The organism is Nocardiopsis ganjiahuensis DSM 45031, from assembly GCF_000341085.1.
In the GTDB taxonomy this organism is placed as follows: domain Bacteria; phylum Actinomycetota; class Actinomycetes; order Streptosporangiales; family Streptosporangiaceae; genus Nocardiopsis; species Nocardiopsis ganjiahuensis.
Genome location: NZ_ANBA01000004.1, coordinates 55,605 through 77,136 on the forward strand (window position 1 = coordinate 55,605; position 21,532 = coordinate 77,136).

Consider the following 21,532-nt stretch of genomic DNA (forward strand, 5'->3'; position numbering starts at 1 on the left):
CCGCCCCTGACCACGGGCGACACCAGCCGCTCCCCCCGCCGACGGACCACCGGATAGCCTGGATCCGTGCCCAAACCTCGCCAGCCAGACCCCGAAGTCCACGAGAGCGACTACCGAGTCCCGGCCGCCATCGGCACGGTCGCGTGGGCGATCGCGCTCGTGGTGCTCCTCGCCATGGGAGACGGCCTGCCCGCGTCGGAACAGTGGTGGATCGGCGTGTGTGTGACCGGGATCGCCCTCGGCGTCTTCGGTTTCCTCTACATCCCGTACCTGTTCCGCAAGCGCGACGAGGCGGCGGATCGCGCCGCCGACCGGACCGCCGGCCGGGGTGTCCCCGACCCCGGGACCCGCTGAGTCGGCCCCGCCACACCGGGGCACTTCGTCACCTGACCGATAATGGGCGGGTGTCTGAGACAGAATTCCCGCGCGGACTCGCCGACCGCCTCCGCGGCATCCTCATCGACGCCGACTACACGGTGTCCGGGGTGCGCGACCGACTCGGCGACGCCGCAGCCAAAGCCCTGGCCCGCGAGCAGCTCGTGCCCGCACTCCGCGCCACGGGCGGGGAGGAACGCCTCGGACTGCTCCTGCGCCTTTGGTGGCTCCAGACCCCCATTCCGGCACGGGCGGCCCGATCCATCCTCCCCGTCGACGAACTCGCCGAGGCCGGGCTGGTCACCGTCGAGGAGGGCGCCGACGGCCCCGTCGTGCGCGCCCTCGTCCACCTGGGCCCCTGGGAACTGGAGGACGACCGCCCCGGGTTCGTCGTCTCCGACCCCAAGGTGCGCCCCGGCAGCGGGGCCGTCCCCGGCCACGACCACGTGGTCGGTGCGGGCGGCGCCTCCGCCAACCTCTCCCGGCTGATCGTCGACGGGCCCTTCGAGCGCGCCCTGGACCTCGGCACGGGCTGCGGCGTGCAGGCCCTGCACCTGGCCTCGCGGGCCCGCGAGGTGGTCGCCACCGACCTCAACCCGCGCGCCGTGCACCTGGCCGGAATCAGCCTGGCGCTGTCCGGGGTCACGGACGCGCGGCTGGCCCAGGGTTCGCTGTTCGAGCCGGTCAAGGGTGAGCGCTTCGACCTGATCGTGTCCAACCCGCCGTTCGTCATCACCCCCGAGGCGGCCCGCTACACCTACCGTGAGTCCGACCTGCCCGGCGACACCGTGTGCGCCGAACTGGTCCGGCAGGCGCCCACCTACCTCACCGAGGGCGGCTGGGGGCAGTTCCTCGCCAACTGGACGCACACCGACAGCGACGACTGGGAGGACCGGGTCGGCGGCTGGATCACCGGCACCGGCTGCTCCGGCTGGGTCGTGCAGCGCGACGTCCAGGACCCCGCCGAGTACGTGGAGCTGTGGCTGCGCGACTCCTGCGAGCACGGCACCCCCGAGTACAACCGGCGCTACGACGCCTGGTTGGACTACTTCGACCGTGAGGGCATCAGGGGCATCGGCTTCGGCTGGATCAGCCTGCGCAACGACGTCGCCCAGGACGCCACCGTGAAGGTGGAGGAGCTGCGGCACGACGTCCAGCAGCCGGTCGGCCCCTACCTGCCGGACGTGGTGGACGGGGCGATGACCGCCCACCGCCTCACCGACGCCGCGCTGCTGGCCGCCCACGTGGCGCTGGCGCCGAACGTGGTCGAGGAGCGCGTGGCCGTGCCCGGGGCGCCCGACCCGGAGAAGATCGTGCTGCGCCAGCGCGAAGGGCTGCGCCGGGTGGCCCGCATCGGCACCGTGGAGGCGGCCCTGGCCAGTGTCTGCGACGGCACCATGCCGGTCGGCCCGCTGCTGGACGCCATCGCCGAACTCATGGGCGAGGACCCGGTCATGATCCGCGAACGCACCCCGGAGGCCCTGCGCACCCTGATCTCCGAGGGGTTCTTCCGCGTCGCGCGCTAGCGAACCCCCTCGGCCCACTGCGGCGATAGCCGAGGAGAACAGCGCCGCCACCGAGGAGTCCTACCGTGTCCACCGAGCCGACCGTCCGTCCCGCCGGCGGGCCCGAGGAGGATCCGAGCCGGGGCCGCTCACCCTGGGTCCACCTGGGCGCCTCCGTGGGGGTGGGCCTGCTCGTCGGGTTCCTCACCTCGTTCGCGCAGGGGTTCCTCCCCGACGTGCTGCACCCGATGGCCAACTCCGCCGGTTCCTGGAGCCTGGTCGCCTTCCTCCTGGCACTGCGGTGCCCGCGCCGGGGGTTCGCCGTGGCCGTCGGTGTGCTCTCGCTGTTCGCGATGGTCGCCGGGTACGACGCGGCCTCGGTTCTGCGCGGCTTCGCGGTGTCCCTGGGTTCGTCGCTCTTCTGGATCGTCGCCGCCGTCGCGGTGGGCCCGTTCCTGGGGTGGGGCGGCCACGAGCTCGGGGTCCGTTCCCGGATCGCCCCGCTCGCGGTGGGAGCCATGAGCGGTGTGCTGGTCGGCGAGGGTGTCTACGGGCTCACCGTGATCGCCGCCACCACCCCCGCCGCGTACTGGACCGGCTCGGTCACCGTCGGTCTGCTGTTCCTGCTCCTGGCGATCGTGCGCGCCTTCCCCCGCCCGGTCCCCGCGCTGGTGGCAGTGGGCACGACCGCCCTGGTCTCCCTGGCCTTCAACGCGGTCTACACGGCTGATCTCATTCAGTTCTTCCCCCTGTTCTGACCGTCCCCGTCCCGCCCCGGTCCCCGGCCCCGCGCCCCTCGTGACCGCGTTTGTGGAGGAAGCTGAACGCGGCCGACGCGAACAGCACCACGGCGGCGACGACCAGGGTGGCCGTGTAGCCGTTGTCGAAGGCCCGGGACGCACTGTCCAGCAGCTCGGCGGCGGCACCGGGCTCCAACCCCTCGGCAGCGGCACGGGCCTCGTCCATGCCGTCCCCGGCCGCCTCCGGCGCCCGCGCGGGCAGGGACACGGTGCGGGCGTAGAGGGCGGCCATCAGGCTGCCCAGGACCGCGACCCCGGTCAGGCTGCCCAACTCGTAGGAGACCTCCTCCACCGAGGCGGCCATGCCCGCGCGGTGGGCGGGCGCGTTCCCCACGATCGCCGCGGAGGCGGCCGTCATCGCCGCGCCGGTCCCCGCGCCGACCACCAGCAGGCCCGCGACCGTCCAGGCCAGCGGGGCCGAGGCGGACAGCAGCACCCCCACGGTGCCCAGGGCCGTCGTCAACAGTCCCGCGACGATCACCGGCCGGGTGCCCAGGCGGTACAGCAACGCACCGGCGGTCACCCCCACGGGCAGGGCGCCCAGGGCGGTCGCGGCGACGGTCAGCCCGGACTGGAACGGGGTGAGGCCCAGCACCAGCTGCAGGCGCTGGGTCAGCACCAGTTGCACGCCCGCAAGCGCGAACATCGCCATGCCCGCGGCGAGCACCCCGATGAGGATGCGCGGGTCGCGGAAGAGCGCGAAGTCGATCAGGGGGTAGGGCTGGGAGCGCTGGCGCCGCACGAAGGTCCAGAACCCGGCGACCGCCGCGGCCAGGGCCACCGCCACGGCCGGCGCGGACGGTTCCGGACCAGTGGCCTCCTTGACCGTGTAGACCACACCCACCAGGCCGACCATGACCTGCACGGAGGCGAGGAGGTCCCACGGCCGGTCGGAGCCGCCCGAGCCGCCGGGCGCGACCACGGCCGCCAGGACCAGCGCCACCAGCACGATCGGCACGTTCACCAGGAAGACCGAACCCCACCAGAAGAACTCCAGCAGCGCGCCCCCGACGATCGGCCCGATCGCCGCGCCGATCATCGCCATCGTGCCCCAGACACCGATCGCGATCCCGCGTTCGCGCTCGTCCACGAAGGTGATGCGGATCAGCGACAGCGTGGCGGGCATCATCGCGGCGGCACCCACCGCGAGGAAGGCCCGCCCGGCGATCAGCATGACGGGAGTGATGGCGTAGGCGGCGGTCAGTGAGGCGGCCCCGAACAGCACGAGCCCGATCAGGTACATCCGCTTGTGGCCGACCCGGTCCCCGAGAGTCCCGGCGCCCAGCAGCAGGCCCGCCGTCACCAGGGGGTAGGCGTTGATGATCCAGAGCCGTTCCGAGGGGTCGGCCCGGAGTTCGGCGCTCAGGGTGGGCAGCGCGGTGTACAGGATCGTCATGTCCACCGAGATCAGCAGCAGCCCGGCCGAGACCGCGGCCAGGACCAGCCAGCGTCCGGCCTTGGAGACCGGCTGGACCCCTGCTTCGCTCAGGTCGCTCACAAGCGCTCTCCTCCGGGGTCGGGGCGGTGATCCCCTCGCCTCCGGCCGGCAGGACCGCGGCGTCGAGGACCGGAGCCGGGTCGCACGCGCGCCACCCTATCCACCGGAGGGCGCGGTCACGAAGGTGCCTCCGGTCACGCTGGTGTGCCCTGCGCTGAAGGCCGCTTCCACCGACGGGTCGATGGTCCCTGCCGGCTCCGTTGAATCCATGGCCGGACTCCGTGCGAGGCGCATACGAATATCGGAGCGGGGGCTAGATCTCGGTGAAGACGACCTCGCCCTCGCCGTTCTCCTTGCCGCTCTCGATCAGCACGAGGCCCGGTTCGTCGACGTGCACGGTGACCTCCTCACCGCACTCCAGCCCCACCATGTGGGTCTCGCCCGGGGCGAACTGGTCGAGGTCGGCGGGGAGCTGCACGGAGCAGGACACGGACTGGTCCAGGTGGTCGAACTCCGCGGTGGGCCGGTAACCGGAGAAGAACGGGGTGGAGCGCCCGCCGTCCTCGGTGGCGTACAGGGTGAGGTCGACCGTGATCTGTTCGCCGGCTCCGAAGACCCGCTCGACGGCTTCCTCCTCCCCTGCGGCGGGGGCGGTCTCCGGAGCCCCCTCCTGCGGTTCCTCGGGGGTTTCGGAGGCACAGCCCGACGCGGTGAGCAGGGCTGCGAGGGCGAGAACGGCGACGGGGGGAGTGCGCACGGGGGTGTCCTGTTCGGCTGGGGGAAGACGAAGGTACTCCAGCAGACGCCGGAAGCGCCGTTCCGGTTCCCGCTCGGCGGCGGTCGTTCTGACATCACCAGGTCAGGTTCGGTCCCGTGTCTACCGGGGCCGGTAGCTTCTTTCCATGAGCCTTTCTCCGACGGCCCGCGTGGCCGCGCTCGTCGTCCACCCCGTGAAGGGGTGCGCCGGACTCCCCCTGCGCACCGCCGAACTCACCCCGGCCGGGATCGCCCACGACCGCTCGTTCATGGTGGTCGACGGCTCCGGTGCCTTCCTCAGCCAGCGCAAGGACCCCCGGATGGCGCGGATCGTGCCCGAACTCGACGCCGAGGGCACCCGCCTGGTGCTGCGCACCGAGGGCTTCACCCCGGTCAAGGTGGACGTGGACCCCGAGGGCCCCCGCCTGGACGTGACCGTGCACAAGCAGCCCCTCGTGGGCGTGGACCAGGGCGACGAAGTCGCCGGGTGGCTGACCGAGGTGTTCGGGCGGTCGAGCCGACTCGTGCGGGTCCCCGACGACCACCGGCGCGAGACCAGCGGGCTCACCCCCGGCACCGCCGGTTTCGCCGACGGCCACGCCGTCGTGATGGGGTCGCTGTCCTCACTGGACCTGCTCAACGAGCGCATCCTCGCCACCGGCGGCGAGGCCGTGCCGATGGCCCGCTTCCGGCCCAACGTCGTGGTCTCCGGCTGGCCGGACGCGCACACCGAGGACCGGGTGCGCAGGGTCCGCCTGGGCGGCGCGGAGCTGGGTTACGCGAAGGTGTGCATCCGGTGCGCGGTCACCACCGTCGACCAGGAGAGCGGGGAGAAGTGCGGCCCCGAGCCCCTGCGCTCCCTGGCCGGGTACCGCCGCGCGGACGACGGCGGGGTGGCGTTCTGCTCGAAGTTCGCCGTGACCGCGCCCGGGACGGTGTCCGTGGGTGACCCGCTGGAGGTCGTCGAGTGGGCCGAACCCGAGCAGGGACTGGGCTCCCGCCTCGCCGACGCCACCCGTTGAGCCGACCCTCATCACGAAGGTACAGCGGACCGGCAGCCGATGATCCGGCCGCGGAAATTCTGTGGACAACCCACTGACGTCCAGGTTTTCAGGGGCAGAAGTGCGGGAGCAGCGCCCCTGGGGATGTGAGAGCGGCGCGGACTTTCTCCAGGGCCCGGGACCGCTGGGCCCTGCTGAAAGCAGCCATGGCCTCCGGTTCCCCGCTCCCCGAGCCCTGGGAGCGCTGACCCCCGAACGGGACGCCCCGCCGAGTCGCTGCTCGGCGGGGCGTCCTGACGGGGCGGAACCCCTACTCCAGGTCGGCCTCGGCGAGCAGGTGCGGGGCCGCGGACGGGTCCCGCAGCACGGCCGCGAGCAGGTGGCGGCGGGACCACTGCCCCACCCGCCAGCACAGGGCACGGGCCAGCCCTTCCGTCCCGGAGGCGTGCACGGTGCCGTCGCCGGTGTACCACTCCACCTCCACACCGTCCACGACGAGCTTCTGGTGGTGCAGGTAGGTGCGGTCCGGCTCCTCGTCACCGGCGAGGAACAGCGCCGCCTCGTCGGGGACCGCGCGGATCTGGCCCGCCGATCCCACCTTCCCGGTGACGCTCTCGGAGGCCAGGTCCAGGTCGAGCACGTCGGCGAGCCGCTCGGCGGTGTCCGCTTCGGCCAGTACCAGCGGCCGGTCCGCCACCAGGGGCAGCAGGTCCGGGGAGTCCACCACCACGGCGTCCTCGGCGTCGGCGACCACGATCGCCCCGCCCTGGACCGCGCGCACCAGGGCGGGCGGGGTGACGAGGTCGGCGTCGACCCCGGCCAGGGCGGTCCACAGGCGGCGCAGCGCCGTGCGGCCCACGTGCCGGGCCGGGTCGGCCAGCCGGTGGAGCAGGTCGTCGGCGCCGTCGGGGTCGGCGAGCAGGTCGGCGAGGGTCGTACGGACGCCGAGGGCCCGGGCGAACTCCGGGTCGACGTCGGCGGGCACCTCGTCGTAGAGCCCGAGGAGCGCGTGTTCGGCGTCGGCGGTGCGCAGCCCGACCGGGGCCCGGCCGTCCAGGAGGGCCCGGGAGCGCAGCCACCAGGCGGTGTAGGAGGGCACGTCGACGACCCGGCCGTCCGGCATGAGCAGGCGGGCGGGTTCGGTGACGGCCGCTCGCAGCGGTCCCTGCGAGAGCATCGCCAGGGCCTGGGGCCAGGCGTCGTCGTCGATGTAGTCGAGGTCGGCGACACACACCAGCTCGGGGGCCACGGGCGGGAGTTCGGGGTCACCGACGCGCTCGAGGACCTCGTCGGCCCAGTCCTCCAGGCCGTCGGGGCCGTCCTCGCCGGCGGCGCCGTCGAAGGAGTCGACCAGGTCCTCGCCGAGCGCGGCCTCCTCGGCCCGGACCACGGTCAGCCCCCACAGGGCGCCCACCGCGCGCAGGGCGTCGGTTCCGTGGCGGCGGACGAGGTCGTCGTGGACGGTGCCGAAGGGCGCGTCGTCGACCAGGAGGTCGGCCAGCGGCGCCCCGGGGACGAGGAGTTCGGCGGCGATCGAGTAGCCGTCCTCGTCGTCGCGCAGGGCCAGCTCGGACAGCCAGGGCGCGTCCTCGACCGTGGTCCCGGAGGCGGCGACCAGGTCCAGGACGGCCTCGGCCACGGGCTCGGGGTCCTCGGCGTCCAGGGACTCCCGGACGGCGGCCTCGGTGTTGGGATCGGCCAGGACCGTGGCGGCTCCGGCCTCCACCGCGCCCAGGCGCAGCAGCAGCGGGTGTGCGGCGTCGGGGTGCACCACGCGCACGCCCAGGGTGGCCAGGGTGGCGGGGTCGAGCCGGTTGCCCTCGGCGTCGGTGACCTTGGACCAGTCCTCGGTGGGCAGCAGCAGCGAGCGCGGCCCCCGCACGAGGCGGCCGTCGGCCAGCGGAACCGGCAGGGAGCCCAGTTCGTCGAGATCGGCGCCGCCGCCCCCGGCGGTGCCCAGGGCCGCGTAGAGGCCCGCCCACCACTCCGGCGGGCGCTGGGTGTCACCGAGCAGGTCGGCGAGGTCGGCCAGGCCGAGGCGGCGCACGCGCAGTGAGGCCAGCGCCGGGTGCCGGGGGCTCCAGGAGCCCGGCAGCAGGGGCGGGACGAGTTCGGCGAGCAGGCCGACGAGGTCGGCGGCACCGCTCGCGCCACCGGTGTCCAGGAGGACGGCGTCGCGTGGGGCGACGGGGTGCCCGGCCGCCGTGACCAGGAACGGGGCGTCCAGGAGGGGCTCGGCGACCCGGGCGCGGAAGACCGCGTCGACGGCGCCGCCGCCCACACGGGTGGCGGGCACCAGGTCGAGGGCGGCCCTGGGGTCGAAGCGGCGCAGAAGCGCGCAGTAGGCGGTCGCGGCCTCCATGAGCAGGAGGTCGGTGGCCGCGCCCGGCTGCACGGCGCGCCGGTCCGAGCCCAGCGGGAACGTGCCGATGAGGACGGCGGGCAGGTCGAGTTCGGTGTCGGTGGGCGTGGGCGCGTGCACGACGTGCTCGACGTCGGCGGGCAGCGCGGCCACACCGCCGTCGGAGTCCACGGGAGCGGCCCAGGTCAGCGACCACGCGGCGCGGCCGCGTTCCTCGGTGGGGCGGTCCGCGAGCAGGCTCGGGTCGAACTCGCCGGAGCGGCGCAGGATCCGCCAGGGCGTGACCCGGGTGCCGCCGGCGTCGCGGTGGGTGGTGACCAGGTCGACGTCGGTGCCCGCGTCGCCGGTCTCGCGGGTGAGGGTCCGCTCCTCGCCGTCGACCGCCACGCGCACCTCGGACAGTCCGTCCAGCGCGAGGAGGAGCGCCTCCCCCGTGCGGTCCAGCAGTTCCAGGACCCGGTCCCGGGCCCGCTCGTCGCGGAGCGTCAGCGTGACGACGGTGTCGTAGTCACCGGCGGGGTGTTCAGGCACGACGTCGGCGGGGAAGGGCAGGCGCAGCATCGGCACGTGCCCGTCGCGGCGGCCCACCTCGTCGGCGAGGTCGGCGTGGGTGCCGTTGGCTCCGAGCAGGTCGGTGACCACGGCCCGGGCCCGCTCGGCGGAGAAGTGCACCGCCGTGCCGCCGGAGTCCACCGTGACGTCGTCGCTGAGCGAGACCACGGCGGAGAAGCCGACCCCGAACCGGCCCGCCGAGCCGTGGTCGTCGCGTTTGGTGGACGCCCGCAGCGTGGCGAGGGACTCCACGCCATCCGCGGTCAGGGGGTCGCCGGTGTTGGCGGCGGTGAGGCGGTCGCCGTCCAGTGCCAGGAGGAGGCGTCCGGGGACGCCGGCGCGGCGGGCTGCGTCGGCGGCGTTCTGCGCGAGCTCGACCACCACACGGTCGCGGTAGCCGCCGAGCGCGAAGTCCTCTTCGGCGTTGGCGTCCTCGCGGAACCGAGCGGGCGCGTCGGCCCACGCCGAAAGCACACGTCGGCGCAGTTCAGCGGTGTTGTAAGGGTCGGCCACCGAAGCGGTCACCGGCTCGGCCATGGTGGTCTCCTCCTGCGCTGGGCGCGCGGTCCGATCAGCCCTACACGTGTTCGCGGACACGCACGGGCTCGGCAAGGGCGAGCGTGATAGTAGACCGACCCTAGCCCACGGACGGGAGGGTTCAGGCTTTGGCCGGGTCGCGTGGCGTATGTGGAAGCGGGCTCCGCCGCGTTCGCGACGGAGCCCGTCAATCAGGTGGATCGGTCCGCTGTGACGTGCTTGTCGTCAGGAGTCGGTGGAAACGAGTTCCAGTTCCGTGGTGTCGTCGAAGACGATGTGGTCGTAACCCAGCTCGTCGACGACCGGTGCGACCGGCTCGTTCTGCGAGGCGGGGCGACGGACCTCGGAGTGGGCTCCGCAGCCGTGGTCGAGCGACACGACCTTGCCGTCGTCAGGGGCGTACTCGTTGGTGCACACGCCGAACATCTGGCGCAGTTCACCGGCGAGCGGGGTCAGGAAACCACAGGTGGTGCAGCGTGCCGGAGCCGCCGTCGAGATCGGGCTGCGTGGCCCGGCCTCGCCGTTGTACCAGCGCTCCGCGGCCTGCTCGCGGCCGACCTCGGAGAGGACCTGGCGTCGGCCGAGTCCCAGCTCCCACACCATCTGCTGATCCATGCCGTCGGCGTCGAGTTCGCTGTCGGGCACCTGCGCGAAACCGGGGACGAGACGTTCGTCGTCCTCCTCGGTGGGAAGCAGGTCCCCCACACCGACGTCGCCCGGGCGCAGTCGCTTGTTCCAGGGCACCCATTCGGGAGCGACCAGGGCACCCTCGCCGGGCAGCAGGACGACCTCGTTGACCGTGACGTCCTTGGCGCGCGCGGCGCGGACGACGGTGACCGAGTAGGTCCATCCCGGGTAGGAGGGGTCCAGACACTCGAAGTAGTGGGTGACCAGGCGTGCGTCCTCGACCTGGGCGGTGAGGTGCTCACCCACCCATTCGGGTCGCCCGACCTCCGCCGCCACCGAGCGGGCCAGATCCACCGCGTCGATACATGCCTTGTCCGGTACAGGAGAACGTCGAGAAGGGCTCACGTTCCCCATTCTCACTGATCGCGGGCACCGATTTGACCATAACGCGGGTCAAGGTTCGCCCGATACACCCTCATGACGGAGTCTTGCGCCGCTGGTGGCGGCGGACACCCGAGCTTCGGGCGGTCTTCAACGGTCTTTCCGGGGGTTCGGGACAGGTTCCCACATGTTTTTTCGGCTCACCCGTGACATGCGCGCGCCAGCATGTCCAACCGCTGTCCCGCCCGTCCGACGAGCCGTACCCGCTGTACACCTTCGGGACACGCGCCGGCGGGGCACCTGTTCCCGAGCAGAGGCCGTGGCGGACGCCGGACACGTCCGCCACGGCCTCAAGGAGATCCGGGCCCGGCGCCCCCCGTCAGGCCTCCAGGTCGTCGGCCACCGCACGCAGCACGGAGGCGACCCTGGCCGCCTCGCGCTTGTCGGGGTGGCGGCCGCGCCGGTAGCCGTTGGAGACGTTCTCCAGGAGCTTGATGAGGTCCTCGGTGATGAGCACCATCTCGTCGGGCTTCTTCCGCCGCGCCCTGACCACCGAGTGCTGTGTGTCCAGGAGCTTCACCTGGAGTGCCTGGGCTCCCTTGCGTCCCTCGGCCACGCCGAACTCGACCCGTTGGCCGGGCTTCAACGCGGTGGTCCCGGGCGGCAGGGAGGTGGAGTGCACGAAGACCTCACCTCCGTCGTCCCGGGTGAGAAAGCCGAACCCCTTGTCGTCGTCGTACCACTTGACCTTGCCGGTGGGCACGTAGAGACCTCATGCTTTCACTGACGGGCGCGCGAGGACATCGGAAACGGTGCCGTCCACCCTTTCCTCCGCCCCGGGCAGCCCCTGGTTTCCATGGGTGCCCACCAGGCTAGTCCCCGGGACCTCACCGATGCGAGGGAGTATTGGCGGGGCCGATTCCTGAAACCCTTTCCCTGCGGCGAAGGCCCTGCCGTGCTGTGAAACAGATCTCCGCTCCGGGGGAAACGTGTGTGAAAGGGTTCCCGCGCCGGGGAAGGGCACGCGAAACGAGGCCCGGATACGGCTCACCCGGGCCTCGTTGTGTCGACGCCGCCCCGCCACCGCTGGGTGCGGAGTATGGGACGGGACTCGGCGGAGCCGGGGACGCCGTCGACGAGCTGGTGTCCGGGCTGGAGGCCGGACCACCTGACGTGACCGCCCTGAAGCGAAAGCGGCGGTGTACCGACATGACTACCCGAAGTCACCCGCTCGGCGGCTCTTTAACGGGCCGACCGGAAAAGGTTATTCCCCAGCGTTTGCCAAGCGATGACAGTTCGGAGCAGAGCGGTCCGGGGCCGACTCACGCCGGATCGGTGTCCGACGGACCAGTTCCCGGGGGATCGGCTCGCGGGGTCGGCTCCCGGCCGATCGGCACCAGGGGAGTCAGCTCCCGGCTGCCCGGTCCGCGACCCGGGCCGAGCGGGCGGCCTTCGGGAAGAGGTAGAGCACGCACGCCAGGGAGGCGAGACCGAGCCCGGCGACACCGGTGGCCGGCAGGGCCTCCTGGATGTACTGGTCGATGAACTTCGCCTCACCCGTCCACAGGGTCATCCCGACCACGCAGGCCAGCAGGGGGACCCCCACGCCGATCCATTTGTCCCGGGGCTCCCACACCTGGCTGAGGACGACGAGGGCGGCGCCGAGCACCCAGAGGAAGGCCGCCTCCCACCACACCCCGGAGAGGACGAACAGGGCCAGGGCCGCCGCCTCGGGAGGGTGGTGGCGCACGAGCACGAGGCCGTTGCGGGCCACCCCGGGCTTGCGGGCGGCTCTGCCGTCCATCCGCAGTTCGGTCCGGCTGGGCCCTTCCAGGAGCGACATGAACCCCTGGCTGGGGCCGCCGCGCCAGGGCGGTGGCGGACGGTCGGCGTGTCTGGGTTTGGGCGGGATCATCTCGTCGTCCTCGAGATCGAACTCCCGGCCGGTGAGCTCCTCCTCCACGATGTGATCGGGGGAACCGAAGCCACGGAGAATGCGCCGCACGGTGTCGACGTCGTCGTTGTCGGCCGCCGCGCGGCGCTCGTCGATGCGCGCGCGCAGGCTTGTCAGGTAGGCGGTCCGCTCCTTAGCCGTCACACGACCGTGCAGCGCAAGCCCGACCTCGGAGAGATAGTCGAGTACCAATTGTTCCGAGCGCTGGGTCATGGCCCCATATTGGCCCACAATGACCTGCCTTTTAACCCCTCCTTCCCAATTTCGGTCGGAGAATTCTCCGCCGATACGGTTCAGGCCGCTGTGAAGGGTGGCGCACGCGGTTCGGGAGGGGAGCGGGTGCGATCCTCCTGGTGCCATCACTTAGCGTTGACCTGATGACCGACAACGCGCGCCCCGGGTCCGACCGGGGCACGGACGACCCCGACGGCGGCTCGCCGGGGCGTCCCCCCACGTTCACCTCCTGGCTGCGGTCCCGCTCCGACGACGAGCTCACCGCCCTCCTGAACGCCCGGCCGGACCTGGCCCAGCCGGTCCCGGCCGACATCGGCGCCCTGGCCCACCGCGCGACCTCGCGCAATGCGGTGCTGCGCGCCCTGGAGCGGCTCGACAGCTTCACCCTCCAGGTCCTGGAAGCCGTGGCCGCGCTGGGGGACGACCGGCTGTCCGAGCCTGTGGGCGCACAGCCCGCGGAGATCGCCCGAGGGCTCGGCCTGGCCCCCTCCGGCGGCCGCGGCAAGGACCCGATGGCCGGGGCCCTGGACACCCTGCTCTCCCTCGCCCTGGTCTGGCCGGACCACGGGAGGCTGCGCCCCGTCCAGGTCCTGCGCGAACTCCTGCCCCACCCGGCCCAGCTGGGACCGCCCGCCCGTGCCCTCCTGGCCGCGCTGCCGCACGGCGCCGCCAAGCGGCTGGCCGACGACCTCGTGCCGCACAGCACCGCCACCACGCCCGTGGAGACGGTCGCCACGGCGCTCTCCGACCCCGGCCGGGTCGCCGCCCTCGTCGGCCAGGTCGAGGCACCCGCGCGCCGCCTGCTGGACAGCCTCGCCTGGGGCCCGCCCAACGGCACGGTCTCCGGCGCCCGCCGGGAGATCACCCTGGCCACGGCCTCCTCCCCGGTCGAGACGCTCATCGCCCGGGGCCTGCTCGTGGCCAGCGGCGACGACACCCTGACCCTGCCCCGCGAGGTGGGGCTGCACCTGCGCTCAGGTGTGCTCTTCAGCGAGGTCAGCACCGTCCCGCCGGAGTTCGAGGGGCGGCGGAACTCCCCCGGGGCCGTCGCCCGCGCCGCGGCCGGTCAGGCCTTCACCGTGCTGCGCGCCGTGGAGGAACTCCTGGAGCGCTGGTCCCAGGAGCCCGCCGCCGTCCTGCGCAACGGCGGCCTGGGCGTGCGCGACCTGCGCCGGGCCGCCCAGGCCATGGACACCGACGAGGACACCGCCGCCCTGTACCTGGAGGTCGTACGCGCCGCCGGGCTCATCGGCACCGACAACCGGGTCGCGGGCGAGTGGTTGCCGACCCGCGAGTACGACCTGTGGCGGGAGCGTTCTCCGGAGCGCCGGTGGCTGCACCTGGCCCGGGCCTGGCTGGACTCGGACCGGGTGGCCTCGCTGACCGGCTCCCGCGACGCGGGCGGCCGTGTGCGCAACGTGCTCGGCCCCGGGCTGGTGCGGCCCGCGGCGCCGCAGGCCCGCCGCGACCTGCTCACCGCACTGGGTGAGGCCGAGCCCGGCCTGGCCCCGACCGAGGACTCGCTGACGGCCCGGCTGGCCTGGCAGCGGCCCCGCCGCCAGTCACCCGTCCACACCGAGCTGGTGGGGGCCGCCGCGACCGAGGCCGCCGCGCTCGGGCTGACCGGGATGGGCGCGCTCGCCGACCACACACGCCCGCTGCTCACCCACGACGAGACAGCCGACGAGGACGTTGCGCGGATCCTGTCGACCGAGCTGCCGCAGCCGCTGGACTACGTGCTCGTGCAGGGCGACCTGACCGCCGTGGCGCCGGGCCCGCTCGTCACCGGGCTCGCCCGGGAGCTCGCCCTGACCGCCGACGTGGAGTCCACCGGCGGTGCCACCGTGTACCGCTTCACCGAGGACTCGGTCCGCCGCGCGCTGGACGCCGGGCGCGGGGTCGCCGACATCACCAACCTGCTGGAGCGCCACTCGCGCACCCCGCTGCCGCAGGCCCTGCGCTACCTGATCTCGGACGTGGGCCGCAGACACGGCAGACTGCGCACCGGTTCGGCCGCCAGCTACCTGCGCTGCGACGAACCCGCGCTCCTGGCCGAGCTGGTCGCCGACCGCCGCGCCGCCGACCTGGAGCTGCTGCTCCTGGCACCGACCGTGGTGGTCAGCGCCCTGAACCGGGCCGCGCTCACCGAACGCCTCCGCCAGCTGGGCTACCACCCGGTTCCCGAGAGCGGCGACGGCACGATGCGCCTGGGCCGCCCCGAGGTCCGCCGCGCCGAGCCCGAGCCGTCCTCCCCCGCGGAGGGCGCGCCGACACCGGAACTCACCCAGGCCGCCGTGCGCGCGCTGCGCGCGGGTGACGAGGCCACCAACATCGCCCGGATCCCGGTGTCCCTGCCTGAAGGGGGTACGGCGGGCTCACGCGCCACCGCCGTCATGGAGGTCCTCTCCGAGGCCGCCGGAGCCGAACGCCGCGTGTGGATCGGTTACACGGACACCGACGGCCGCCAGGTCAGCCGCATCGTGGAACCCACCCGCGTGGACGGCGGTTTCCTCACCGCCTACGACACCACCAGGGACGCGGTCCACAGGTTCGCCATCCACCGCATCACGGGTGTCGCGGAACTGGAGGCCACCGCGGACTGACCGGCCAGGTACGGAACCGGTTCTCCCGTCTTCGACCGGTCGGGCCGCCCGGAGCCGGTGCCCCTGACCACCACCTCGGGTCCGGAAAAGCAGATTACGGTCTTTCACCCCGTGGCGTAAGGGTTCCGGAGCCGGTGGCCCTCGCGTACCGTCGGGCGGCCAGCCTCTAGAGTGGCGTCAGATCGGTTGGCCCGGACGCCGGAGGAGATGGCCCCATGAGCAACGCACCGCTGCCACCGGGAGCCTCCTCCCCCCGGGACCGGGGGCGTGAGGAGCGCGTACCCGAGAGCCGGGACCGGGCGCCCGAGCGGGAGCGCGACGACGACCGGCGCGACGCGGCTCCGGTGGGTTCCACGGGCGGCGCCAACAGCTCCACCATGGCGCTGATCCTGCACGCGGTGACCGCCCTGTGCTGCATGAACTGGATCTTCGGCATCGCCGGGATCACCTTCGCGGTACGGGCCGCGCACGCCCGGGACCGGGGCCGCCCGGAGCAGGCCGAGGTGCTCACCCGGTACTCCTGGTACTGCCTGGGCGCGGCCGGGGTGATGTTCTTCGTGATGGTGGTGCTGACCTTCGTGATGTTCACGCAGGCGGGCAACTGGATCCAGCAGATCGTTCCCGTGGTCAACTTCTGATCTCCGACTTGACCCCCGATTGGGAGAACCGGTACGGGATCGTCCGCGTCCGAACCAGGTAGGGCGGGTATGCGAACCACAGGCGCAGCACACTCAGCGTGAGGAGACACGGCCAGCGGTGCACGGCGATCGGAGCGATCCCAGGGACTTCTGGGAACGGGGGCGGGCCTCCGTTCCCGGTTCCGGGCTGTCCGCGAGCACCCCGGCGGCGTCCGCACAGGCACCGGCGGCCGCTCCCGCCCGGCAGCCGGCCCCGGCTCCCGTACACCCCGCGGCACCCTCCTACGTGCTCCCGCCGGAGCCCCCGCGCCCCTCAGGCCCCCCGGCCCGGGTGGGCGGCGCGGTCGCGGCCCTGGTGGTGGCGCTGTGCACCCTGCTGATCCCGATCCTCGGGGTGTCCCTGGGCCTGTGGTTCTTCGTCCTGGTCACCAACGTCCCCGGCATCGTGCTGGGGATTCTGGCCCTGGTCAAGATCCCCGACGCCGTCGAGGTGGAGCGGTACATCCGCTACACCTGGGCCTGCACCTTCGCCTACATCGCCCTCTCGGTGGTGTTCCTGGTGCCCGTGATCGCCCTCGCGGTGCTGTTCCTCCTCATCGGTTTCTGACCCCCTCCCGCCCCTCTTCCCCACACCGGCCCTCACCCCCGCAGACGGAAGCAGCACCCATGAGCGACCACTGGCAGAACGGGTACCCCGGCCCGCCCGACGACCCGTCCCACGGACACGGCGACCCCGCCCACTGGCAGGGGACCGGCGGCTACAGCTCCCCCTTCGAGGGTTACGGGCCGCCGCCCCCGGCGCCCCACCACAACCCCGCCTCCTACAACCCCGGTGCCTACCCCCCGGTCCCCTACGGCGCCCCGCCGCCCCAGTTCCTCCCGGCCCACCCGTACTACGTGCGTCCCCCGGACCGCACCAGCGCGACCATCGCCCTGATCGTCTCCCTCGTCATGCTGTTGGTGTGCATGAACCCGATCGGCGCCGCCGGCCTGGCCTTCGCCGCCGTCTCCCTGAGCGAGGTCCGGGACCACGACCGGGCGGCCCGCCACGCGCGGTACGCCTGGTACAGCGTCGTCGGCAGCCTGGTGCTGGTGGTGCTGTTCTTCGGCTTCTTCTGGACGATGGGGACGGTCGCCTGACCACGGGCCGGCCCGGCGGGCGTGATCCCCGGCTCCGGCGGGCATGATCGGAGGGCCTTCGGTGTTGCACCTGGGGCCGCCCCCGTTTCCCGTGCCTGATGGAAGGTCCCGTGTGTCCTGCCTGATCGTCCAGTCCGACAAGACACTCCTGCTCGAGATCGACCACGAACTCGCTCCGGAGTGCCGCCGTTCCATCGCCCCGTTCGCCGAGCTCGAACGTGCGCCCGAACACGTGCACACCTACCGGATCACCCCGCTGGCGCTGTGGAACGCGCGTGCCGCCGGACACGACGCCGAGCAGGTCGTGGACTCCCTCCTCCGCTTCTCCAAGTTCCCCGTCCCGCACTCGCTGCTCGTGGACATCGCCGAGACCATGGACCGCTACGGGCGGCTCAGGCTGGTCGGCGACCCGGTGCACGGCCTGATCCTGGAGTCCTCGGACCGCGCCGTCCTGGAGGAGGTCGTCCGGGCCAAGAAGCTCAAGGGCATGCTGGGCGAGCGGTTGGGCGAGGACTCGGTCGCGGTGCACCCCAGCGAGCGCGGCAACCTCAAGCAGGCCCTGCTGAAGATCGGCTGGCCCGCCGAGGACCTGGCCGGGTACGTCGACGGTGAGGCCCACGAGATCGATCTGGCCGACGGCGACTGGGAGCTGCGCGGGTACCAGCAGGAGGCCGCGGAGAGCTTCCACGCGGGCGGTTCCGGCGTGGTCGTGCTGCCCTGCGGCGCCGGGAAGACGATCGTCGGCGCGGCCGCGATGGCGATGACCGGCGCGACGACGCTGATCCTGGTGACCAACACGGTCTCGGTGCACCAGTGGAAGTCGGAGCTGCTCAAGCGGACGTCGCTGACCGAGGACGAGATCGGCGAGTACTCGGGCACGCGCAAGGAGATCCGGCCGGTCACCATCGCGACCTACCAGGTGATGGCGGCGCGCCGGAAGGGCGTGTACACCCACCTGGAGCTGTTCGACGCCAAGGACTGGGGCCTGGTCGTCTACGACGAGGTGCACCTGCTGCCGGCACCGATCTTCCGGATGACCGCTGACCTCCAGGCCCGCCGCCGCCTGGGGCTGACCGCGACCCTGGTCCGCGAGGACGGCCGGGAGGGCGACGTGTTCTCCCTGATCGGCCCGAAGCGCTACGACGCCCCGTGGAAGGACATGGAGAACCAGGGGTGGATCGCCCCGGCCGACTGCGTGGAGGTCCGGGTGGACCTGTCGGAGTCCGAGCGGCTGGCGTACGCGACCGCCGAGCCGGAGGACAAGTACCGGTTCTGCGCGTCCTCGGAGACGAAGACGACCGTGGTCCGGCAGATCGTCGAGCGCCACCCGGACGAACAGGTCCTGGTCATCGGCTCCTACATCGACCAGCTCGACGAGCTCGGTGAGCGGCTGGGCGCCCCGGTCATCAAGGGCGAGACCCGCAACAAGGAGCGGGAGCGCCTGTTCGACGCCTTCCGCTCGGGTGAGCTGCGCACCCTGGTGGTGTCCAAGGTCGCCAACTTCTCGATCGACCTCCCCGAGGCCGGGGTGGCGGTCCAGGTGTCCGGTTCCTTCGGTTCCCGACAGGAGGAGGCCCAGCGGCTGGGCCGCGTCCTGCGCCCGAAGGCGGACGGCCGCACCGCCCGCTTCTACGCGGTGGTGGCCCGGGACACCCTCGACCAGGACTACGCCGCCCACCGGCAGCGGTTCCTGGCCGAGCAGGGGTACGCGTACCGGATCACCGACGCGGGCGACCTCCTGGCGGGCGAGGAGATCTGAGCGGCGCCGTCGGCGTTCCCTCGGGGCCGGTGCGGAAGGGCCGGCGCCACAGCCGCGGACCGCTCGTGCGGGGGCGACCGTCCGGGTCTACGGGTGCGTGTCCGTGGTCCTGATGACCTCGTCGAGGCGGTCCAGGGCGGTCTGCAGGTCGTCGACCTTGGCCTGGATCCGGTCGCGCTCGGCGCGCAGCATGGCCCGCTGCTCTGCGTCTGTGTGCCCGGAGTCCCAGCACGGAAGGAGTTCCGCGATCCTTCGGCTGGTCAGACCGGCCGCGTACATCTGCTGGAAGAAGCGCACCAGGGGGACGGCGTCCTGCCGGTAGAGGCGCTGGCCGGACGGGCTGCGCTCCGCGGTGAGCAGCCCCTGCTGCTCGTAGTAGCGCACGGCGCGCACCGAGACTCCGGCGTCCCGCGCCACCTGGCCGATGCGGACCAGCCCTTCGCCCGCGGCCTCCGTGATGGTCATGGTGATGCCCCTCACCCCGAATCCGACAGCCTAGCGCTTGCCTCTGACGTCAACGTCAGGTTTTAGCGTATCGGACATGGACATCACCGACTCAGTCGCCCTTGTCACCGGAGCCAACCGCGGCCTGGGCCGCGCCTTCGCCCAGCGCCTGCTCGAGCGGGGCGCCCGCAAGGTCTACGCGACGGCCCGCCGCCCGGAGACCGTCGACCTGCCCGGGGCAGAGGCGCTGCCCCTCGACATCACCGATCCCGCCTCCGTGAGGGCAGCCGCCGAGGCCGCCCCCGACGTCTCGCTGCTCGTCAACAACGCGGGGATCCAGACCGGAACCGAACTGGTGACCGGTTCGCTGGACGAAGTGCGGCGCGAGCTGGAGACCAACGTGTTCGGCCACCTGGGAACGATCCGGGAGTTCGCGCCGGTGCTCGCCGGGAACGGCGGGGGCGCGGTCGTGAACGTCCTCTCCGCCATGTCGTGGTTCGGGGCCAAGGGCGCCAACGCCTACCACCTGACCAAGGCCGCGGCGTGGGCCATGACCAACGGCGTCCGACTGGAGCTGGCCGAGCAGGGCACGCTCGTGACGGCGGTGCACCTGGGCCTGGCCGACACCGACATGGCCGCGGGCTGGCCCGTGGACAAGATCGCGCCGTCGGACCTGGCCGACGCGGCGCTCGACGGTGTCGAGGCGGGCTCCGCCGAGGTCCTCGCCGACCAGTGGAGCCGGGACGTCAAGTCCCGGCTGCCGCTGGCGCCGGAGGAGTTCTACACCGCGATGGACCGCGCCCTGGCGGCGCTGGCCGCGACCTGAGCGGCCCGGCCGGGGCCGGGCTGATCGCCGTCGTGCCGACTGGCGGCAGCACCGGTTCCGGGTCCGCACCGCCGCCGCCGACCCGGTCAACGGCCCGGCCTGCGCCCTCGGCTACCAGGACGGCAGGACGCCGATCACGTAGGTTCCGGCGGCGATGCCCCAGGCGATGAGGGAGTAGCTGAGCGTCTGGGTGCGCAGCACCCGGTCGCCTCGGACGGAGGGCGCGGTGAAGGCTGCCACCAGCAGGGCGAGGCCGAGCAGCGCGGGGATCACCGAGGCCAGCGCGAACAGCTGGGACTGGGCGGCGCACGCGGCGTAACCGGGGCTGCCGGGATCACCACAGAACACGTCGTCCCCCGATCGGATCGTTCATACGGTCGTACCTCCTGACCGTACCGTTTCGGCGGGGCCGGATCGTCGTCGGTTACGGACGGATCCCGGCCCCGCCCCGGGCCGGGACCACCGCACGGCGAAGGCCGAACCGAGTTCTGGCTTTCGGTGACTCAGGCCACTACGGGGGTTTACACGAGGGAGCGTCGTGTCCAATCATGAGGGGCAGCACACCCGACGGAGGTACCCCTCATGACCGAAGCCCCGGCCACCGGGCACCGCAGCGGCTTCCACTCACTCCGAGGCGGCGGCCTGAACTGGGAATCGCTCCCCCTCAAGCTGTTCGTCAAGGGCAACGCGAAGTTCTGGAACCCCGCCGACATCGACCTCAGCCAGGACGCCGAGGACTGGCAGGGACTCAACGAGGAGGCGCGGACCCGCATCCTGCGGCTGTGCGCCTTCTTCGTGGCGGGCGAGGAGGCGGTCACCGAGGACCTCCAGCCGTTCCTGCGCGCCATGGCCGCCGAGGGCCGCCTCGGCGACGAGATGTACCTGACCCAGTTCGCCTTCGAGGAGGCCAAGCACGTCCAGGCCTTCCGGCTCTGGCTCGACGCCATCGGCGTCCGGGAGGACCTCCACCGGTTCGTGGACGCCAACCCCGCCTACCGGGCCCTGTTCTACGAGGAGCTCCCCAGCTCGCTCGAGGCGCTCCTGGACGACCCCAGCCCCCGCAACCAGGTGCGCGCCTCGGTCACCTACAACCACATCGTCGAGGGTTCCCTCGCGCTGACCGGCTACTACGCCTGGAACCACGTGTGCACCGTGCGCGACATCTTCCCCGGCATGCGCCAGATCATCCGGCGTATCGGGGACGACGAGCGCCGCCACATGGCCTGGGGCACCTTCACCTGCCGCCGCCACGTGGCCGCCGACGACAGCAACTGGGACGTGGTGAGCGAACGCCTCGACGAGCTGCTCCCCCACGTGATGGGCACCGTCGAACGCGGTGACGTCCCCTCGAACGACCCGGCCGACCAGCGGTACGAACTCCCCCCGGGCGAGCTCCTGGAGTACGCGAGCAACCGCGCCCTACGGCGGCTGGGTGCCATCGAGTCCGCCCGCGGGGTCCCGCTCGGGCAGATCGACCTGGACGCCTCACCGGAGGAGCTGGAGGAGCAGTTCGGCGCCGAGGACCGCGCGGTCATGGCCGGGCTGAAGGCCTGACCCCGGCGGGCGGCCGGACCGGGGCCCCGTCCCGGCCCGCCCTCGG

19 protein-coding genes are annotated in these 21,532 nt (G+C 72.7%); 11 read left to right on the plus strand and 8 right to left on the minus strand.

What is annotated here, in order from left to right; genetic code table 11:
* Positions 1–66 precede the first annotated feature (66 nt).
* From D458_RS0105005 to D458_RS0105015, 3 genes are all read left to right on the plus strand, one after another.
* A complete protein-coding gene (locus tag D458_RS0105005; protein ID WP_017585630.1) occupies positions 67–354 on the plus strand; it encodes a DUF2530 domain-containing protein in 288 nt (95 codons plus the stop codon).
* A 50-nt stretch (positions 355–404) separates the two neighbouring features.
* Entirely contained in the window at positions 405–1,901 is a 1,497-nt protein-coding gene (locus D458_RS0105010; protein ID WP_017585631.1) for a DUF7059 domain-containing protein, read from the plus strand.
* A gap of 65 nt (positions 1,902–1,966) precedes the next feature.
* Positions 1,967–2,638, plus strand: a complete 672-nt coding sequence (locus D458_RS0105015) for a DUF6518 family protein (RefSeq protein ID WP_017585632.1) — start codon at positions 1,967–1,969, stop codon at positions 2,636–2,638.
* Here D458_RS0105015 and D458_RS0105020 read toward each other — a convergent pair.
* Positions 2,613–4,178, minus strand: a complete 1,566-nt coding sequence (locus tag D458_RS0105020) for an MFS transporter (RefSeq protein WP_017585633.1) — start codon at positions 4,176–4,178, stop codon at positions 2,613–2,615. The two genes, D458_RS0105015 and D458_RS0105020, sit on opposite strands and share 26 nt — an antisense overlap.
* Positions 4,179–4,431: 253 nt before the next feature.
* Positions 4,432–4,875, minus strand: a complete 444-nt coding sequence (locus D458_RS0105025; RefSeq protein ID WP_017585634.1) for a hypothetical protein — start codon at positions 4,873–4,875, stop codon at positions 4,432–4,434.
* 145 nt (positions 4,876–5,020) lie between these two features.
* On the opposite strand from D458_RS0105025, the gene D458_RS0105030 reads away from it, so the two are divergent.
* Complete coding sequence (locus D458_RS0105030) at positions 5,021–5,896, plus strand: MOSC domain-containing protein (RefSeq protein WP_040702180.1); 876 nt, start codon at positions 5,021–5,023, stop codon at positions 5,894–5,896.
* Positions 5,897–6,185: 289 nt separating this feature from the next.
* Here the strand turns inward: D458_RS0105030 and D458_RS0105035 are convergent, their stop codons facing one another.
* The 4 genes from D458_RS0105035 to D458_RS0105050 form a co-directional block, all read right to left on the minus strand.
* A complete protein-coding gene (locus D458_RS0105035) occupies positions 6,186–9,326 on the minus strand; it encodes a sacsin N-terminal ATP-binding-like domain-containing protein (RefSeq protein ID WP_017585636.1) in 3,141 nt (1,046 codons plus the stop codon).
* Between the two features lie 225 nt (positions 9,327–9,551).
* Complete coding sequence (locus D458_RS0105040; protein ID WP_017585637.1) at positions 9,552–10,307, minus strand: DUF3027 domain-containing protein; 756 nt, start codon at positions 10,305–10,307, stop codon at positions 9,552–9,554.
* Positions 10,308–10,713: 406 nt separating this feature from the next.
* Entirely contained in the window at positions 10,714–11,097 is a 384-nt protein-coding gene (locus D458_RS0105045) for a cold-shock protein (protein WP_017585638.1), read from the minus strand.
* Between the two features lie 642 nt (positions 11,098–11,739).
* The gene (locus D458_RS0105050) at positions 11,740–12,501 is read right to left on the minus strand and encodes a hypothetical protein (RefSeq protein WP_026119008.1); all 762 of its coding nucleotides are present in this window, start codon (positions 12,499–12,501) and stop codon (positions 11,740–11,742) included.
* Between the two features lie 164 nt (positions 12,502–12,665).
* Here D458_RS0105050 and D458_RS0105055 point away from each other — a divergent pair, with 164 nt between their 5' ends.
* The 5 genes from D458_RS0105055 (at position 12,666) to D458_RS0105075 (ending at position 18,662) form a co-directional block, all read left to right on the plus strand.
* The gene (locus tag D458_RS0105055; protein WP_017585640.1) at positions 12,666–15,125 is read left to right on the plus strand and encodes a helicase-associated domain-containing protein; all 2,460 of its coding nucleotides are present in this window, start codon (positions 12,666–12,668) and stop codon (positions 15,123–15,125) included.
* Positions 15,126–15,340: 215 nt separating this feature from the next.
* Positions 15,341–15,763, plus strand: a complete 423-nt coding sequence (locus D458_RS0105060; RefSeq protein WP_017585641.1) for a hypothetical protein — start codon at positions 15,341–15,343, stop codon at positions 15,761–15,763.
* Positions 15,764–15,881: 118 nt separating this feature from the next.
* Entirely contained in the window at positions 15,882–16,370 is a 489-nt protein-coding gene (locus D458_RS38055) for a hypothetical protein (protein ID WP_338036968.1), read from the plus strand.
* 59 nt (positions 16,371–16,429) lie between these two features.
* Complete coding sequence (locus D458_RS34745; protein WP_017585642.1) at positions 16,430–16,903, plus strand: pilus assembly PilX N-terminal domain-containing protein; 474 nt, start codon at positions 16,430–16,432, stop codon at positions 16,901–16,903.
* A gap of 112 nt (positions 16,904–17,015) precedes the next feature.
* Positions 17,016–18,662, plus strand: coding sequence for a DNA repair helicase XPB (locus D458_RS0105075; protein ID WP_017585643.1), 1,647 nt, complete (start codon positions 17,016–17,018; stop codon positions 18,660–18,662).
* Between the two features lie 87 nt (positions 18,663–18,749).
* On the opposite strand, the gene D458_RS0105080 is transcribed toward D458_RS0105075, so the two are convergent.
* On the minus strand, positions 18,750–19,127 hold the full coding sequence (locus D458_RS0105080; protein ID WP_017585644.1) for a MerR family transcriptional regulator: 378 nt from the start codon (positions 19,125–19,127) through the stop codon (positions 18,750–18,752).
* 76 nt (positions 19,128–19,203) lie between these two features.
* Here D458_RS0105080 and D458_RS0105085 point away from each other — a divergent pair, with 76 nt between their 5' ends.
* On the plus strand, positions 19,204–19,932 hold the full coding sequence (locus tag D458_RS0105085) for an SDR family oxidoreductase (protein WP_017585645.1): 729 nt from the start codon (positions 19,204–19,206) through the stop codon (positions 19,930–19,932).
* A gap of 111 nt (positions 19,933–20,043) precedes the next feature.
* Here the strand turns inward: D458_RS0105085 and D458_RS0105090 are convergent, their stop codons facing one another.
* On the minus strand, positions 20,044–20,280 hold the full coding sequence (locus D458_RS0105090) for a hypothetical protein (protein WP_017585646.1): 237 nt from the start codon (positions 20,278–20,280) through the stop codon (positions 20,044–20,046).
* Between the two features lie 234 nt (positions 20,281–20,514).
* Here D458_RS0105090 and D458_RS0105095 point away from each other — a divergent pair, with 234 nt between their 5' ends.
* Positions 20,515–21,486 carry a R2-like ligand-binding oxidase gene (locus D458_RS0105095; protein WP_017585647.1) on the plus strand — a complete coding sequence of 324 codons (972 nt, stop codon included), beginning with the start codon at positions 20,515–20,517 and terminating at the stop codon, positions 21,484–21,486.
* The last annotated feature ends 46 nt before the right edge of the window (positions 21,487–21,532 follow it).